The organism is Shinella zoogloeoides, from assembly GCF_030733845.1.
GTDB classification, from domain to species: domain Bacteria; phylum Pseudomonadota; class Alphaproteobacteria; order Rhizobiales; family Rhizobiaceae; genus Shinella; species Shinella zoogloeoides_C.
Genome location: NZ_CP132311.1, coordinates 2027067 through 2044377 on the forward strand (window position 1 = coordinate 2027067; position 17311 = coordinate 2044377).

General features: G+C 65.1%; 15 protein-coding genes and 1 other RNA gene. 6 read left to right on the forward strand and 10 right to left on the reverse strand.

What is annotated here, in order from left to right:
• Positions 1-89: 89 nt before the first annotated feature.
• The 6 genes from Q9316_RS11150 to Q9316_RS11175 all read right to left on the reverse strand — a co-directional run bounded on the left by Q9316_RS11150 (position 90) and on the right by Q9316_RS11175 (position 4256).
• On the reverse strand, positions 90-278 hold the full coding sequence (locus Q9316_RS11150; RefSeq protein ID WP_306031686.1) for a DUF2065 domain-containing protein: 189 nt from the start codon (positions 276-278) through the stop codon (positions 90-92).
• A 7-nt stretch (positions 279-285) separates the two neighbouring features.
• Entirely contained in the window at positions 286-1227 is a 942-nt protein-coding gene (gene hflC / locus Q9316_RS11155; protein WP_306031687.1) for a protease modulator HflC, read from the reverse strand.
• On the reverse strand, positions 1227-2360 hold the full coding sequence (gene hflK / locus Q9316_RS11160) for an FtsH protease activity modulator HflK (RefSeq protein ID WP_306031688.1): 1134 nt from the start codon (positions 2358-2360) through the stop codon (positions 1227-1229). The genes hflC and hflK overlap by 1 nt, the downstream gene beginning before the upstream one ends.
• 165 nt (positions 2361-2525) lie before the next feature.
• Positions 2526-3047: a dihydrofolate reductase gene (locus tag Q9316_RS11165; RefSeq protein ID WP_306031689.1), complete on the reverse strand. Its 522-nt coding sequence runs from the start codon at positions 3045-3047 to the stop codon at positions 2526-2528.
• 15 nt (positions 3048-3062) lie between these two features.
• Entirely contained in the window at positions 3063-3857 is a 795-nt protein-coding gene (locus Q9316_RS11170) for a thymidylate synthase (protein WP_306035278.1), read from the reverse strand.
• 87 nt (positions 3858-3944) lie between these two features.
• Positions 3945-4256, reverse strand: a complete 312-nt coding sequence (locus Q9316_RS11175) for a DUF2853 family protein (RefSeq protein ID WP_306031690.1) — start codon at positions 4254-4256, stop codon at positions 3945-3947.
• A 275-nt stretch (positions 4257-4531) separates the two neighbouring features.
• On the opposite strand from Q9316_RS11175, the gene ssrA reads away from it, so the two are divergent.
• The 4 genes from ssrA (at position 4532) to Q9316_RS11195 (ending at position 6029) form a co-directional block, all read left to right on the forward strand.
• Positions 4532-4892, forward strand: a transfer-messenger RNA (tmRNA) gene (gene ssrA / locus Q9316_RS11180).
• Positions 4893-5002: 110 nt separating this feature from the next.
• On the forward strand, positions 5003-5521 hold the full coding sequence (locus Q9316_RS11185) for an SspB family protein (RefSeq protein WP_306031691.1): 519 nt from the start codon (positions 5003-5005) through the stop codon (positions 5519-5521).
• Positions 5522-5530: 9 nt separating this feature from the next.
• On the forward strand, positions 5531-5728 hold the full coding sequence (locus Q9316_RS11190; RefSeq protein ID WP_306031692.1) for a DUF4169 family protein: 198 nt from the start codon (positions 5531-5533) through the stop codon (positions 5726-5728).
• A gap of 70 nt (positions 5729-5798) precedes the next feature.
• Positions 5799-6029, forward strand: coding sequence for a ribbon-helix-helix domain-containing protein (locus Q9316_RS11195; protein WP_306031693.1), 231 nt, complete (start codon positions 5799-5801; stop codon positions 6027-6029).
• Here the strand turns inward: Q9316_RS11195 and Q9316_RS11200 are convergent.
• From Q9316_RS11200 to Q9316_RS11215, 4 genes are all read right to left on the reverse strand, one after another.
• A complete protein-coding gene (locus Q9316_RS11200; RefSeq protein WP_306031694.1) occupies positions 6022-9819 on the reverse strand; it encodes an AsmA family protein in 3798 nt (1265 codons plus the stop codon). The two genes, Q9316_RS11195 and Q9316_RS11200, sit on opposite strands and share 8 nt — an antisense overlap.
• A gap of 43 nt (positions 9820-9862) precedes the next feature.
• Complete coding sequence (locus Q9316_RS11205) at positions 9863-11284, reverse strand: FAD-binding oxidoreductase (protein ID WP_306031695.1); 1422 nt, start codon at positions 11282-11284, stop codon at positions 9863-9865.
• A gap of 106 nt (positions 11285-11390) precedes the next feature.
• A complete protein-coding gene (locus tag Q9316_RS11210) occupies positions 11391-14552 on the reverse strand; it encodes an efflux RND transporter permease subunit (protein WP_306031696.1) in 3162 nt (1053 codons plus the stop codon).
• Positions 14552-15712 (reverse strand): efflux RND transporter periplasmic adaptor subunit, encoded by a 1161-nt coding sequence (locus tag Q9316_RS11215; protein WP_306031697.1) that lies wholly within the window; start codon positions 15710-15712, stop codon positions 14552-14554. The genes Q9316_RS11210 and Q9316_RS11215 overlap by 1 nt, the downstream gene beginning before the upstream one ends.
• A 300-nt stretch (positions 15713-16012) precedes the next feature.
• On the opposite strand from Q9316_RS11215, the gene Q9316_RS11220 reads away from it, so the two are divergent.
• Positions 16013-16834 carry a cyclase family protein gene (locus Q9316_RS11220; RefSeq protein ID WP_306031698.1) on the forward strand — a complete coding sequence of 274 codons (822 nt, stop codon included), beginning with the start codon at positions 16013-16015 and terminating at the stop codon, positions 16832-16834.
• A 49-nt stretch (positions 16835-16883) separates the two neighbouring features.
• On the forward strand, positions 16884-17297 hold the full coding sequence (locus Q9316_RS11225) for a carboxymuconolactone decarboxylase family protein (RefSeq protein WP_306031699.1): 414 nt from the start codon (positions 16884-16886) through the stop codon (positions 17295-17297).
• Positions 17298-17311 lie beyond the last annotated feature (14 nt).

Consider the following 17311-nt stretch of genomic DNA (forward strand, 5'->3'; position numbering starts at 1 on the left):
TGTTTGCCGCGGATACGGCAAAAATCAGTCCGCCACGCGAATTGTTGTGAAGTCTTGCCCGTCTTCGCGGCCGCTCGCAAGGGCCGGGCTCACATGCCGCGGATGAACCAGACCATGAGCACGCCGAGCGCGACGGCAACGAGGCCGGAGGTGCGCAGTTGCGTTTCCGGAATCTGCGGCAGCATTTCCGCCATGCGCTTCAAAACCGAAGGGGCCAGTGCGTACACCAGCCCCTCGATGATCAGGAAGAACGCGATCCCCGTCAGGAAATCGGACATGGCGTTCTCAGTTTGCGGTCGACGGCGTCGTAGCCGTGCCGTTCGTCGCGCCCGAGGTCGCGGGGGCAGCGCCGGCCGCATCCTCGAAGAAGCGGAAGAACTCCGACTGCGGCGAGAGGACCAGCGTGGTATCGGACGTCCCGGACATCGCATCCCGGTAGGCGCTCATCGACCGGTAGAAGTCGAAGAAGGCCGGGTCCTGCGAGAAGGCTTCGCCGAAGACGCGGTTGCGCTCGCCTTCACCCTCGCCTCGCAGGATTTCCGAGTCGCGCTGCGCGGCCGCCAGGAATTCGACGACCTGGCGGTCGGCGATGGCGCGGCGGCGCTGGCCCGCCTCGTTACCGCGGGCGCGGATGAGTTCGGCTTCGGCAAGACGCTCGGCCTTCATGCGCTCGAAGGTCTGCTGCGAGACTTCCTGCGTGAGGTCCGTGCGGCGGATGCGCACGTCCGAGATCGTCAGGCCGAGGTTCGACGCATCGTTGGTCAGCTCACCGCGCACTTCGCGCATCATCGAGGCGCGCTCTTCAGAAAGAGCGGATTCGAAGCCGCGCAGACCGTAGACACGGCGCAGCGCCGCGTCGAGACGGGTGCGCAGGCGCGATTCCGCCGATTCCCGGTCACCCGAGACGGCTTCGCGGAAGCGGCGCGCATCGGTGATCTTGTAGACCACGAACGCATCCACTTCGTAGAACTTGCCGCCCGAGACCTGGACGCGGATGTCGTCGAGGTCGAAGCGCAGCGCCTGGTCCTGGATGTACTGGACGCTGTCGGCATCCATGAAGCCGAAGGGCAGCTTGAAGTAGAGGCCCGGTTCGGTCTTGACGTCCTGGATCTGGCCGAAGCGGATGACAATCGCCTGCTGGCGCTCGTTGACGACGAACACCGAAGAATAGGCGATGAAGAGGAGAACGCCGACGGCGATCAGAATGGCTGGTATACGGTTGCCCATTACTGAGTGCCTCCCGTGCTCTGCTGCTGCTGGGTCGTGGCACGGCCGAGTTCGTTGAGCGGCAGGAAGGGAACGACGCCCTGTCCGCCCTGCTTCTCGTCGATGATGACCTTCTTCGAGTTCTTCATCACGCCTTCCATCGTTTCGAGGAAGAGACGCTTGCGGGTGACGTCGGGCGCGAGCTTGTACTGTTCGTAGACCGACAGGAAGCGCGCGGCCTCACCTTCGGCTTCCTTCACGACGCGATCCTTGTAGGCGGCTGCCTCTTCGCGGACCTGCGCGGCCTGACCGCGGGCAAGGCCGAGCTTCTGGTTGGCATACTGGTTGGCTTCCTCGAGGAAGCGGTCTTCGTCCTGCTCGGCGCGCTGCACTTCGTCGAACGCATCGGCCACTTCACGCGGCGGCGCCGCGTCCTCGATGGCGACCGTGTTGATCGAGATACCGGCGCCATAGGCATCCATGGTGGCCTGGATCGTCGTCTTCACGCCTTCGGCGATCGCCTGGCGGTTGTCGCGGAAGATGTCCTGCGCCGGACGGCGGCCGACGACTTCGCGCATGGCGCTCTCGGAGACCTGCTGCAGCGTCTCGGCCGGATATTCGAGATTGAAGAGGTAGGCCTGCGGGTCGCTGACCGAGTAGAGCACCGAGAACTGCACGTTGACGATGTTCTGGTCGCCCGTCAGCATCAGGCCGGAGCTGTCGGAGGTCGAGGCTGCGGTGCGGCGGCCGATATTCTGCTGCTGCTCGGTGATCTTGACGAGTTCGACGGTCTCCAGCGGCCAAAAGTGGAAATGCAGGCCGGGCATGGAGACTTCCTGCTTCGGCTTGCCGAAGCGCAGTTCGACGCCGCGCTCGTCCGGCTGGACGGTATAGATGGAATTCATCAGCCAGAAGACGCCGATGAGCAGCAGCGCGATGACCACCACGCCGCCGTTGATGCCGCCGGGCATGACGTTCTTGAGCTGGTTCTGGCCGCGCCGGATGATTTCCTCAAGATCCGGTGGGCCGCCATTGCTGCCGCCACCGCCGCGCGGGCGGTTCGGTCCCTGCCCCCACGGTCCTTGATTGTTTCCACCGCCGCCGCCACCGCCGCCCCAAGGGCCGCCGCCGCCGTTCTGATTGCTCCAGGGCATCAATACCTCTTTCTTTCAAATCCCCGTGGGTCGCGCTCGCAGCTTATTTAGCCGAGATACACGAAGTGAACCCGTTATAGGTATCCCTCCGGCACCTTTCAACAAATCCGCGAGAGGTTGCACGCCCGTGCGGCAAAATAGTTCGTGATCGATACGATTTGACGGTCAGCCGGCCGTCTTTCGCTGCCAGGTGACGAAGCGCATGGCATGGCTGTCCTTCTCGCCCCGGGGAATGGGCTCCTCAAGCACCTTATCGAAAAGCGCCGGATCGATCGCCGGGAAGCGCGTGTCGCCCTCGACCTCCGCGGCGACATGGGTGACGTGCAGCACGTCGGCGCGGTCGAAGACCTGGGCGTAGATCTGCCCGCCGCCGATGACGCAGATCTCGTCCACGCCGAGTTCTTCCGCCGCGCGCCGGGCCGCTTCCAATCCCGCATCCAGCGAGGAGACGACCTCCGCGCCGGGCGCGGAGAAGGTTATGTCGCGGGTGATGACGATGTTCGGGCGGCCGGGCAGCGGCCTGCCGATCGAATCCCAGGTCTTGCGCCCCATCAGCACCGGCTTGCCGAGCGTCAGTTGCTTGAAGCGCTTCAGGTCGGACGGCAGGCGCCACGGCAGGTCGCCGTCACGGCCGATGACGCCGTTGTTGGCAACGGCCACGACGAGGACGATCTTGGCTTTGGTCATGGGATGTCCCCGATATCAGACGGCGATCGGCGCCTTGATGTTTGAATCGGCTTCATAGCCGACCAGGGTGAAGTCCTCGAATTTGAAGGAGAAAAGATCCTTTACATCCGGATTGAGCTTCATGAAGGGCAAGGGCTTCGGCTTGCGCGTCAGTTGCAGGCGCGCCTGCTCGAAATGGTTGGAATAGATGTGCGCATCGCCGAGCGTATGCACGAAATCGCCGGGCTGAAGGCCGGTCGCCTGCGCCACCATCATGGTCAGCAGCGCATAGGAGGCGATGTTAAACGGCACGCCGAGGAAGATGTCGGCCGAGCGCTGGTAGAGCTGGCAGGAGAGCTTGCCGTTCGCCACGTAGAACTGGAACAGGCAGTGGCACGGCGGCAGCGCCATCTCGTCGACCAGCGCCGGGTTCCAGGCCGAAACGATATGGCGGCGCGAATTCGGATTGTTCCTGATGCTGTCGAGGACGGCGACGATCTGGTCGAGATGGCGCCCGTCATGGGTCGGCCAGGAGCGCCACTGGTAGCCGTAGACCGGGCCGAGCTCGCCGTTTTCGTCGGCCCATTCGTCCCAGATGGTGACGCCGTTCTCGTGCAGGTAGGCGATGTTCGTGTCGCCCTTCAGGAACCACAGCAGTTCATGGATGATGGAGCGCAGGTGCAGCTTCTTGGTGGTCAGGACCGGAAAGCCCTCGGACAGATCGAAGCGCATCTGGTAGCCGAAAACGCCGCGCGTGCCCGTGCCCGTGCGGTCTCCTCGATCGGAGCCGTTTTCCATCACATGGGCGAGAAGGTCGAGATATTGCTGCATGGTCGCCGCCGATTCGTTGTCCAGCATGAGATACTAGAGCGAGAGCGGCGGCGGCCAAAGCATGAAATGGGATTGTCCCGGCTTTCCTCAGGCGAGCGCGCCGAGCTTTCCGAGTTCCTTGGCGGTGAGATAGTAGAAGGTGACGCGCGACTTGGTGCGGTCGTCGGCCATTGCCTTGCAGACGGATTCGACGGCCTTGTCGGCGGCATCGCCCGTGATGCCGAATTTCTTGCCGCACCACTTTTCCTTCACGCGGTTCAGCTCTTCGGGATCGGAGCAGGAGACCAGCGAGGAGTCGCGGTTGCGCAGCGCGATGCCGAGATGGCTCACGATCTTCTTGACGATGGCCTCGTCGGCACCGCTGTCATACTTGCGGACATCTGCGAGATAGTCGGTCATGGTGTCTCCTCTACGGTCAATCGGCCGTCACCGTCATGGAGACCTGCCGTCCCGCCATGTTTTTCATGGCGCGGCGGCAAGTCAAGCACTTAATAGATGCTCCACCCGTCGCGAACTATGTTCGGGCGCGATTTCGATCCGCACCGTGCCCCGCCCGCTCTTTTCGCCCATTACTTCGGCGATCCCGCTCTGCTTGAAAATTACGAAGCTCCGGGCAAACGCGCCACGGCGGCCGCCGGGCAAGGCGAAGCGAAATTCCGGACTGCTGTCACAAAGCCCTTTTCTTGCGACGCCGGAATGCCTATATGTGAAGTGCTGCTTCGGCAGCTATGGCAATAAACGAGCGGTGTAATAAACCCATTGGACCCGGGGGCGGTACCCGGCGCCTCCACCAAAAACCGGTCGACCTTGACGGACCGGCTTTTGATGGGGGCGAAATAGGATCGACAAGGGCGTAAAGATCGACTTTTTGCTCGGCATTGTACCACCGTTATCGGGCTAAACTTGTAGTTGCAAACGACAACTATGCGGAAGCTCGTCTCGCTGCCTAATGGCGGTGTGACACTTCACTCAAAGTCCTGACGGGTCGCACCGGCAGGCGGGGTCCGAAGGCACCTGGCAACAGAAGCCTTCACCTTCTCCAATCCCTTGAAATGGTCTATAGCTGTGCCAGATGACTCGTGCCGGAAGGTATGAGACGAACGAAGAATGCCTGACAATAAAGGCAGGAAGAAAGACAGGAACGGATGGCGCTAGACCACATTCGCTACGACATTCTCGCCCAGGACGCGCTGCGCAGCGTCATTCGCAAGGTTCTGTCCGAAATAGCGGTCACGGGCCACCTGCCCGGCGAGCACCATTTCTTCATCACCTTCCTGACCAACGCGCCCGGCGTGCGCATCTCGCAGCACCTCAAGGCGAAATATGCCGAGCAGATGACCATCGTCATCCAGCACCAGTTCTGGGACCTGAAGGTCACCGAGAGCCTGTTCGAGATCGGCCTCTCCTTCTCCGATACGCCGGAAAAGCTGGTCATCCCGTTCAACGCCATCCGCGGCTTCTACGATCCTTCCGTCAGCTTCGAGCTGGAATTCGACGTGCCGGCCGTCGAGGAAGAAGAGCATTCCGCCGAGATCACCGCCTATCCCGCCGCTGCGGAAAAGGCCGAAGAGCCCGCCGAGGAGCCGACGCCGCCGACCGGTGGCGACGACAACAACAAGGGTGGCTCGGTCGTCTCGCTCGATTCCTTCCGCAAGAAGAACTGAGCCCGGGTTATGAGCGGCGACGTCGTCAATCTCCGCCAGTTCCGCAAGCAGAAGGCGCGCTCCGACAAGGAGAAGCAGGCCGAGCAGAACCGTGTGGCCTTCGGCCGCACGAAAGCGGAAAAATCCCTGACGCGCGCCCTCAACGAGAAGGCGGAAAAGACGCTCGATCAGGGCCGCATCGAGCGGCCCGACGAGGCAAAGGACTGATCCTTCAAGGACTTGCCGGCAAAACCGGAATCGCCATGGCAATCACCGGAATCGATGGGCGAGGATCGGCGTGATCCGCAAATATTCCACGACGCTGCACGGCCATCGTACGAGCTTTTCGCTCGAACCCGCCTTCCACGACGAACTAAAAGCCATTGCCGGCGAACGCGGCCAGCCGCTCGCCGCGCTCCTGCGCGAGATCGACGACGCCCGCGGCGTCGAGGGCAATCTCTCCTCGGCCCTGCGCCTCTTCGTGCTGGACTGGCTGAAACGGAAACTCGACGCCGAACCGGTCAGTTGACGCCGGGAAGCGTGTCGAAATTCAGGTTCTGCCCGCTATCAACGGGCGGCAGTTCGCCGCCCTGCTCGACACCCTCTTCGGGCGAGGCCGGCAGGCGGCGGCGCTTCGCCTCCTCCTCCGCCTTACGGGCTTCCTCCGCCGCGCGCTGCTCCGCAAGCCGGCGCGCTTCCTCCTGCGCTTCCAAAAGCAGGCGGGCGTCATCGGCGGCCTTGCGCTTGGCGCGCTCCGCCTCTTCCGCCTCGCGCACGGTACGATCCATCTCGGCGCGTTCGCGCGCCTCCGCACGGCGGCGCTGTTCCTCCTCCATCTGCAGGCGCGTGGCCTCGGCAAGCGCCGCACGGGCTTCCGTACGCGACCGATAGAGGGCGGCCTCCCGCCGCAGGCGCTGCTTTTCCAGCACGTTCGCCTGCAATGTCTCCACACGCCGCCGTTCGGTTTCGAAACGCCGCAGCGACAGGTAGTTAGCAAGCGGCTGCACGTCGAGTTCGACACCAGGCGCCTCGACGAGGCCGCGATAGGCGAGCGCCACTTCCGGCTCCGCGCCGGCCAGCGCCTCCTCACCTGCCTTGTAGGTCACGGAAAGCCGCCCCGTCATCGTGTCGTTGGCGAGATCGACATCCGCATCGCCCGACAGCGCGGCCCTGCCGTCCTCCGCCGTCACGCTCTGGATGCGCAACTTGCCGCCGGCCAGGGCGAAAGGAATATGCGCCTTGCCCAGCACCGCCTCGCCTTTCAAAATGGCGTCCGCCGCAAAACCGGCCACGCGCTCCGGCGTGATGTCGCCTTCCAGGCGATCGGCCTCAGCCAGCAGCGTGGGCAGCGCGCCGGTATCGAGCCCGCGGATGGCGAAATCCGACACCAGCGCCTCGCCCGAACCGCTCGCTCCCTCGACCATGGCGCGCACGCTCTTGCCGGAAGCGTCGACGGCAAGCGTCACATCCGCCCTGCCCGCGGCCACCGCGCCGCCGGGGCCAGTCCAGACGACCTTCGACAGGTCGGCCCCCGCAAGTTCGGCACGCGCCTCGAACAGTCCGTTCTCGTCCGCATTGGCAACCTTGAGGCGGCCCGAAAGCCTGCCGCCGAGCCAGTCGCCGGCCATATCCGTCAAGGTCAGTTCGCCGCCCTTCCACACGAGATTGCCCTTGAAGCCCTCGACGGCGCCGTAGAGGCCGGGCCAGAAGGACGCAGCCTCCAGCGCGACGGAAATATCGGCGGCTTCCTGAAGCGGCTGCGTGAGCGGCGCGGCGTTCAAGCCGCCGTCGACGACATCGGTCACCGGGCCTGCCACCGCCTCCGCAAGAAAGCCGAAATCGACCGTGTCGAAACGCAGCGCGCCGGTGCCCTTGAGCGTCGGCGCCGTCCGGTCCAGCGTCAGGTTCCCCGAAAAGGCATTACGATCCGCTTCGCCCACGATGCCGGTGATCGCGATCGCCTCGGCGCTCGTCGCGAGCGAGGCCTGCAGGACGACCGGAAGGCCGGCGCCGGCCTGCGGCACGGCAATGCCGTTCATCATCAGGTAGGGTTCGATATCGTCGCTTCTCGCCTTCAGGGCGAGCAAGCCCGAGAGGAAATTCTCGGCCGAGAGAACTGCCGTGCCCTTCGCGGTGATCGACGTGCTGCCGGCGGCAAAGGACGCGGAGACATCGGCAAGGCCACGCCGCGGCTGGCTGACATGGAACGTGACGCTGCCGTCCGGATCGGCATCGAAGGGCAGCGGATCGAGCCCGATCTGCCCCGCGAGCACCACGGACTGCGGATTGGCGATGGTGCCTTCGAGGTCGAAATTGCCGCCTTGCAGGAGTTTTGCAAGCGTCGGCGCCGACAGTTTCAGATCTATCCGCCCGTCGTTGACGGGACCTTCTAGCGTGAAGGTCGCCGGGCTTTCCTCCTCGCCGGAGAAGGCGGCCCGCACGGTAAGGTCGGCATTGTCGTAGTAGCCGGCATTGGCGACGAAACGGGACAGCAGCGGATGGGCGGGCAGATGCCGCGCCATGAGGTCGGCGACCGGCCGCATCTCCGCAGCCTTGAGCGTCATGTCGAGCCCGGCGCTCGGCTCGACAATCGAGCCGCCGATCGTGCCGCTGGCCGACAACGCCGCGCCCTCCAGCGAAGCGATGTTGAGACGGCTCAGCGTCAGGATGCCGTCCTTCATCGAAAGCGCGGCGGTGACGCCCTCGGCGCTTTCGCCGAAAGCCAGAAGGCGATCCGCCTTCATGTCCAGCGCGATCGAATGGCTGAGCACGGTGGAAAGCGACGTATCGCCCGCCACGAGGCCGGTGAGGGCCTGAAGCGATTCCAGCTCCACCTCGTTGCCGCGCAATTGCAGTGAAAGCGTAGGGGCGGTGCCGACGCGGGATTCTCGCTCCAGCCGGCCGTTCAGCGAGGCGCCGCCGATGGCGATCTCGAGGTTCTCGAAACGCTGCAACTCGTCCGTCAGGTTCACCTCGGCGGAAAAGCCCGCCGTCTTTAACTTGCGTATCTGCGGATCGACGGAACCGGCAAGCCAGGTCGCAAGGCCCGATGGCTGGTTGGAGGCGACCAGGAGATTGCCGACGAAACCGCGGTTTTCCCGCAACGTCAGCCGACCCTTCGCCTCCAGCGCCGTGCGGCCGGGCAGCAGGGCATCGGCCCGGTCGATGCGCCAGCTGTCGCCGTCCGGCTTCACGTCGAGGCGGATTTCCCGAACGGTCGTATCGCCAACCACCACGGCCGGCAGGAAGAGGCTGGCGCGCCCCGGCACCTGCGGGATCGGAATGTCGGCGGCGATCGCCAGCAATGCCTGAAGCCGCTGCCGGGCGGAAACCTGCGGGTTACGGCCCGTCTTGCCGGTCTCTCCGTTGTTGCCGATACGGCTGACGTCGATCTGCTGGCCATCGGCGATCAGCAGGAATTCCGGCGCGCGGCCGGTATCCAGAGTCGCCTCGCCCGTCACCACATAGGGATCGTCCAAGGGGCCTGCCTCGAGGCGATATTCGGGAACGCGGATACGCTCGTTGGAAAGCTCGAACTTGCCGGCGACCCGCAGCGGGTCGGCCGCCCCTTCCTCCTTCGGGCGCGGCTTTTCGGAAAGCGTGAAGCCGCCCTGGTATTGCGGACGGAAATCCACGACCTTCAACGCGCCTTCGAGATCCGCGGTAAAGCTCAGCCGGTCGGGAACGATGCGAGCGCGCAGCGAGAGCGTATCGTTTTCCACCTGCCCGCTTGCAAGCTGGAAGGCCCCGCTTTCCCCGTCGAGCGCCGCGCGCCCGTCGATGCGCCACGGCCCGCCGAGCGATTTTGCCGAGACTTGTGCGTCGAGGCCGGTGACATGGCGCGTGCGGCCGGTCTGTTCGTCGACGAATTCGATCTCGCCGCCGGTGATGGCGACGTTTTCGAGGATGACGGTGCGGGCGGGAATGGCGGACTTGCGGCCGCGCGCCCAGTCCAGCGTGCCGTCCCGCAACAGCTTGATGCGGGCCTTGGGCTCCTCGATGCGCATGTCGAAGATCAGCGCCTCGCCGGAAAGGAAGGGCGCCAGTTCCGCATCCATGGAGAAGCGCGCCACCTCGACCAGCGGCTTGCCGTCCTCAGGCGCGCCGACTCGAACGTCGTTCAGCGTCACGGAGGGGAACGGGATCAGGCGGGCATCGACGCTGCCGTGCACGACGACGGTGCGGCCCATGATGCGGCTCGCCTCGCGCTCGAAATCCTGCCGGAAGCTGGTCCAGTCGACGAAGAGCGGGGCGAGCAGCGCCACGAAGAGCGCCACGACCACAAGGCCGCCGACAAAGAGCATTATCCTAGAAAGCACGCCGCATGCCTCGAATTTCGTTCAATTGCCGTAAGGATAACGTCTAATTCCCCGGCAGGGTCGAAAAAATCTTGCCGGGGTTCAGAATGTTGTCCGGGTCGAGCGCCCGCTTGATCTGCTGCATGAGCGTGACTGAGCCGCCGAGTTCGCCCGGCAGGAAGGCCTGCTTGCCCTGCCCGATGCCATGCTCCCCGGTGCAGGTGCCGTCCATGGCGAGCGCGCGGGCGTTCAGCCGCAGGACGAAGGCCTCCACCTGCTCGACATGCAGCGGATCCTTGTCGTCGAAGACGATGCTGACATGGAAATTGCCGTCGCCGGCATGCCCGACGATGGGCGCCAGCAGGCCGTGCTCGTCGATATCGGCCTCCGTTTCCGCCACGCAGTCCGCAAGCCGCGAGATGGGCACGCAGACATCCGTGGCGATGACCGCGTAGCCGGGCCTCAGCCCCTTGGCCGCCCAATAGACATTGTGCCGCGCCTTCCAGAGCTTTGCGCGCTCCTCCGCATCGGCCGTCCACTGGAACTCGCCGCCGCCGCATTCGGCGGCGATCGCCCCGAACTCGAGCGATTGCAGGCGAACGCTCTCCTCGTTGCCGTGGAACTCCACGAAGAGCGTCGGCTGTTCAGGCAGGGTCAACCCGGAATAGGCGTTGCACGCCTTGATCTGAAGCGTATTGACCAGCTCGATGCGCGCGACGGGGATGCCAAGCTGGATCGTCATGATGACGGCGTTGCAGGCGTCCGCCAGCGTCGGGAAACCGCAGATGCCGCCGGCGATGACCGCGGGAATGCCCTGGAGGCGCAGCGTGATCGAGGTCAGAACGCCGAGCGTGCCCTCCGCTCCGACGAAAAGGCGCGTGAGATCGTAGCCGGCTGAGGATTTGCGCGCCCGGCGGGCGGTGCGGATTTCCTCGCCGGTCGCCGTCACGGCGGTCACGGCCAGCACATTGTCCTTCATCGTGCCGTAGCGCACGGCATTAGTGCCGGACGCCCGCGTGGACGCCATGCCGCCGATCGAGGCGTTGGCGCCGGGATCGATCGGGAAGAAGAGGCCGGTGTCGCGCAGGTAGGTGTTCAATTCCTCGCGGGTGATGCCCGGCTCGACGGTGCAATCGAGGTCCTCGGCATTCACCTCCAGCACGCGCTTCATACCGCTGAAATCGATGGAGATTCCGCCCTGCGGCGCATTCACCTGCCCCTCCAGTGACGAGCCCGTTCCGAAGGGGATGACCGGCACCTTCAGCTCCGCGCAGAGCCCGACCACCGCCTGCACCTCCGCGGCATTTTCCACGAAGACGACGCCATCGGGAAGCTGGGCGGGGATATAGGTCGTGGTGTGCGCGTGCTGGGCGCGGATAGCCTCGCCCGTCTGGAAGCGCGACCCGAAGCGCTCGGCAAGGCGCGGCAGCGCCTCCGCGATGCCTTTTTCGTTGCGCGCGCCGCTCCTGATATCCGCCAATGCCATGGTTCAAACCTCACTATCCGTGAGGCGCTACTGTGCAAATTGGCGCCCGGCTGTCCAGAAGCAATATCGGGTCGTCATCAGCATTTCCGGCCGGAAGCGGCGAAGGTCACTCCGCCGCCTGCGGCAGGGCCTCGTCCTCCCGCCGGGCAAGGGCAAGGGTCTCGGCATGCTGCAATTCGGCGGCGAGGCGCCGTTCCTCGTCTGCATGCGGGCTGGTGAAGCGGGCGATCACCAGATAGGCGACCGGCGTCAGGTAGAGCGTCACGACCGTCGCAAGGCCGAGGCCCCCGACCAGCACCCAGCCGAGCGAGACGCGCGCCTCGGCGCCCGCGCCGCTCGCCAGCACCAGCGGCACCGCGCCGACGACGGTGGCGATCATCGTCATGAGGACGGGACGCAGGCGGATGTTCGAGGCGTTCTCGATGGCGCTGCGGATATCCTGCCCGCGGTCGCGGAGCTGGTTGGCGAATTCGACGATGAGGATGCCGTTCTTGGCCATGATGCCGACGAGCAGCACGAGGCCGATCTGGCTGTAGATGTTGAGCGTCGTCCCCGTCAGGATCATCGCGAACACGGCGCAGGCAAGGCCGAGCGGCACCGTCACCATGATGATGACAGCACTGACGAAGCTCTCGAACTGCGCCGCCAGCACCAGGAAGATGATGGCGATGGCGAAGCCGAAGGTGACGATGAGGCCGCTCGAATTCTCCTGCAGGGTCGCAGCCTCTGCCATCGGCATCAGGCGCGATCCCTCCGGCAGCAGCGGCTCGGCCATCTCCTGCACCATGGCGAGCGCATCGCCCAGCGCAAGGCCGTCCTTGAGGCCGGCGGAGAGCGAGACAGCGCGAAGCTGCTGCTCGCGCGAGAGCTGCGGCGCGACGGCCTTCTCCTCGAGCGTCGCGATGGAGGACATCGGCACGATCTTGCCGTCGCCGGTCTTCAGGAAGATGTTCTCCAGGTCCATCGGGTCGTTGATCGGCGCGGTGGTGGAGGACAGCTTGACCGGATAGGACTGCCCCTCGACATAGACGTCGACGACGCTGGTGCCCTCCAGCATGGCCTGCAAGGCCGCCGAAAGGCCGGTGATGTCGATGCCGAGATCGGCGGCTCGCTCCCGGTCCACGGTCACGGAAAGCTGCGCCTGGTTGGCCTCGTAGTTGAGGCGAACGTTCTGGAAGCGGCCGCTGTCCTCGATCTTGCGCACCAGTTCGGCCGCCGCATTGCCGAGCTTGGTATAGTCGTTGCCGACGAGCGCGACCTGCAAGCCGTTTCCGGCGCCGCGAATGCCGAGGCTGTTCGGCTGCATGGCGAAGGCGCGCACGGAGGGCACGGTCGCCACCGCCGCGTTGATATCCTGCACGATCTCCTGCTGCGTGCGGTCGCGCTCGGCCCATGGCGCAAGCGTCAGCACCATGAAGCCGCTGTTCGTCGAACCGCCCTGCCCCGAAATGGAGAAGACGTTGACGATCTCGCCGTCGTCATAGAGCGGGCGAAGCTTGTTCTCGATCAGCTTCATCTGGTCCTGTGCATATTCCAGCGACACGCCCTGCGGGGCGTTGACGCGCAGCATCACCATCGACCGGTCCTCGCTCGGCGTCAGCTCCGACTTGATGGTGAAGAAGGAGGTCGCGCCGGCGGCGGTAAACAGCAGCGCCACCATGAAGACGATCAGCGGCGCGCCGAGGCAGGCGCTCAGCGTGGAGCGGTAGAAGCGCGAGGCGACCGCGCCGATACGGGCGAGAATACCGGTGTGCTCGTGTTTCACCTCCTTGGTCAGGAGGCGCGAGGCCAGCATCGGACAGAGCGTCAACGCCACGAAGGAGGAGAGCAGCACGGCGAAGGCCAGCACGAAGCCGAATTCGCGGAACAGCCGGCCGGCCTGCCCCGGCAGGAAGGAGAGCGGCACGAAGACGGCGGCCAGCGTCGCGGTCGTCGCGATGACGGCGAAGAACACTTCGAGCGTGCCGAGGATCGCCGCGGCGCGCGGCTTCAGGCCCTCGGCACGGCGGCGCACGATGTTCTCCAGCACCACGATGGCGTCGTCCACCACAAGGCCCGTCGCAAGAACGATGGCGAGCAGCGTGAGGATGTTGACGGAAAAGCCCGCCATGTAGATGGCCGCGATCGTGCCGATCAGCGCGATCGGCATGCTGATCGTCGGGATCAGCGTCGCCCGCCAGTCGAGCAGGAAAAGGTAGATGACGAGCGTCACGATCAGCACGGCGACGACGAGCGCGATCTCCACCTCATGGATGGCGCCGTCGATGAAGACGGCGTCGTCGCTGGTGATCTTAAGCTCGGTACCCTCCGGCAGGACGCTGCCGAGCCGCGCCACCATCTGCTTCACGCCCTCGGAAATGTCGAGCGTGTTGGACTGCGCCTGGCGCACGACGCCAAGCCCGATGCCCTGCCGCCCGTTGGAGCGCAGCGCGGTCGAGCCCTCGTCCGGCCCCATGGTCACCATGGCGACGTCGCCGAGGCGCACGCGGTTCTTCAGGATGAGGTTCTCGAAATCGGCGGGCGTGGCAAGGTCCGCCGTCGCGCGCACGGTAATGTCCTGGCTCTGGCTTTTCAGCGAGCCGGCCGGCACGTCGAAGGCGGCGGTCGCCAGCGTGTTGCGCAGGTCCGCGACCGTCAGGCCGCGCGCGGCGAGCTTCGCCTGGTCCACGTCGACGCGGAAGATCTTCTCCTGGTCGCCGTAGACGGCGACGTCGGCAACCCCCTCGACGGAGGCGAGACGGTCGGTGATCTCGTTTTCGGCGAGCAGCGTCAGGTCTTCGAGCGACTGCGTGTCGGAGGTCAGCGCAAGCCGCATGATCGGCTGGCTGTCGGCATCGGCTTTTACGACGCGCGGCTCGTCGGCGCCGTCGGGGATCTGGTTCGACACGCGGCCGAGCGCATCGCGCACGTCGTTCGCGGCCTGGTTCACGTCCGTCGTGTCGGAGAACTGCAGCGTGACGCGGCTGCGGCCGAAGGAGGACTGCGAGGAGATGTCCTTGATGCCCTGGACGCGCGAGACCGCGCCCTCGATGACATCGGTCAACTCACGGTCGACCGTCTCCGGCGAGGCGCCGTCGAAATCGGTCGTCACGCTTATTACGGGCTGGTCGACGGAGGGAAGCTCGCGGATTTCCACGCCGTTGAAGGCGGCAAGGCCCGCGACGACGATGAGCGTGTTGAGGACGAGCGCGAAGATCGGCCGGCGGATGAAGAGCGCGGTAAAGCCCGCCTTGCCGCCGTCGTTGAGCCCGTTCGCCTCCCCCGACATTACGAGCCCTCCGTCACGGCGGGCGTTTGCTGCTCGGCGACGGTGCGCACCGCACCGCCCGGCCGAAGCGTCTGGAGGCCTTCGGTGACGACCTGATCACCCTCGGCAAGCGCCGCCTTGATGAGAACCCGGTCGGGATTGCGCTGCACGATATGGATCGGCACGCGCTCGACCTTTTCGCCCTTCACGCGCCAGACATAGGACCCGTCCGCACTCCACTGCACCGAGAGCGGATCGACGCTCGGATAGAGGTCGCCGGCAAAGCGCATGGTGACCTGGAAGGACATGCCGGCGCGCAGGAGGTCTTCCGGGTTGTCGATGCGGGCGCGCACGCGCAGGGTGCGGCTTTCCTGGTCGATGCGGTTGTCGATCGCCTGCACCGCGCCGGGGAAGGTCTCGCCCGGCCGCGCGACGGCCGTCGCCGTCACCTCGCCGCCGACGCGCACGCTCGTCGCAAAGCGCTCCGGCACCCAGTAGTCGACCAGGATTTCCGAACGGTCGTCGATGCGGGCGATCGCCGTGGAGGTCGTGACGTAGTCGCCCGGATTGACCGAGATGATGCCGACGACGCCGCCATAGGGCGCGGTGATATCACGGCGGCTGAGCGCAAGCTCGGCATTCTGCAGCGCCAGTTCGGCCGCCTTCAGCGCCGTCTGGGCGTCCTGCAGGTCGGCGATGCTCATCGAGGAGCGCAGGTTCTCGATGCGCTTCAGCTTCTGCTCGGCGCTTTCACGCCCCACGCGCGCCTGGTCGGCCGCGATCTTCTGCTCGTCGCTGTCGAGCCGGGCGATCACCTGCCCCTGCTCCACCCGGCTGCCGGATTCGACGAGGACTTCGGTGAGATTGCCCGTCGCATAGGGCGTCACCGTCACGGTGCGGATCGCCTCGCCGTCGCCGATGGCGTTCAGCCGGTCGTTGACGACGGTCATGGCGACCGGCTTGGTGGAGACCAGCACCGGACCGCCGCCGAAACCGCTGCGGCGCGCGCCGCCCTCGCCTTTCGTTTCGTCTTCACCGGCCGGCGCAATCGCGGCGACGAGCGTGCCGGGCAGGCCCGCGGCCTCCAGCATGTCGTTCGCCCCAGGCACGAAGCGGCCCAGGAGCAAGACCCCGGCCGAAATGACGCCGAGGCTTATGAGGACCTGTTTCCAAACCCGCATGCACACTTTCTCCAATGGAGGCGAACCGTCGCCTGTTGCGGCGCGACATAGAGCAAGTATCCCGCTTTGGAAATGAACCGGCAATGAAAGAATTGGATCATTACGGAAATGTAAGATTGGCGGGCCGCTCTGTTACCGAAATGTAAGAAAACGTGGAGAAATCTTCCCTCGTTGCCCCTCCCGCGAGCATGGACGGGACTGGACCGCCTTCAAGCTTGTGCTAGCTTTTCCCACGGCCTCCTGGCCGCAGATCATTTGAGTATTCTTTCATCAACGCATTGACGAAGAGAGGGGAAGACCATGTGTGACGCCTGCATTATCGATACCGTGAAGAACCGCATGCTTTCGAGAAGAAGCTTCTTCCGCGCCGCCGCCGCGGGAGCCGCCACCGTTGCCGCCGCAAGCTCCGGGTCCTTGAGCCCAGCCCTCGCCCAGGCGCCGACCAAGGTGACGGACCTGACCCACGAACTCCACGAGGAGTTTCCCACCTTCTTCGGGCAGCAGCAGTTCTGGCGCGAGCAGAAGTTCAATTACAAGGAACACAAGTTCAACCTGTTCGAACTGCGCGTGAATGAGCACACCGGCACCCATCTCGACGCGCCGCTGCATTTTTCCGAGGACGGCAAGTCCGTCGCCGAAATCCCGGTCTCCGACCTCGTCGTGCCGCTCGCCGTCATCGATATCCGCGAGAAAGCGGACGCGAACCCGGATGCGCAGCTCACGCCGGATGACATCAAGGCCTGGATCTCGGCCAATGGCGACCTGCCGGAAAAGGCTTGCGTGGCGCTGAATTCCGGCTGGGGCAGGCATCTCGGCACCGACAAGTTCCGCAATGCCGACGCCGAGGGCAAGATGCACTTCCCCGGCTTCCATGTCGAAGCCGTGCAGTATCTCGCCGAGAATTCCAGTGCCGTCGGCATCGCCGTCGATACGCTGTCGCTCGACCACGGCCTCTCGCCGGATTTCGCGACGCATTATGCCTGGCTCGCCTCCGGCCATTGGGGGCTTGAAGGCGCGGCCAATCTGGACCAGCTTCCGGCAAAGGGCGCAACACTCATCGTCGGCGCGCCCAAGGTGCGCGGCGGAACGGGCGGCCCGTCCCGCGTCCTGGCGCTGGTTTGACCACTATCGGCCGGCGGTTGACCGCCGGCCCTTCCTTCAGGAGAGATGCATGAGCACCGTCAAGCCCGCCGAAGACCTCGAAGCCGATCCGCGCGTCAAGGCGGTGTTCGACGATATCCGCGCCACCCGCAAATCGGATTTTGTCAACAATTTGTGGCGCTACCTCGCCTTCGATCCCGCGCTGCTGGAACGCACCTGGGCCGAGGTGAAGGCGGTTATGGCGACACCCTCGACGCTCGACCCGCTCGTCAAGGAAATGCTCTACATCGCCGTCTCGGTAACGAACGGATGCAGCTACTGCGTCCATTCCCATACGGCGGCGGCGAAGGCCAAGGGCATGACGGACGCGCAATATGGCGAACTGCTCGCCATTATCTCGCTCGCCGGCAAGACCAACCAGCTCGCCACCGCCCTGCAGGTGCCCGTGGACGGCGTCTTCGATGCGGATCGCTGGAAGGCCTGAACGGCACGACTTTC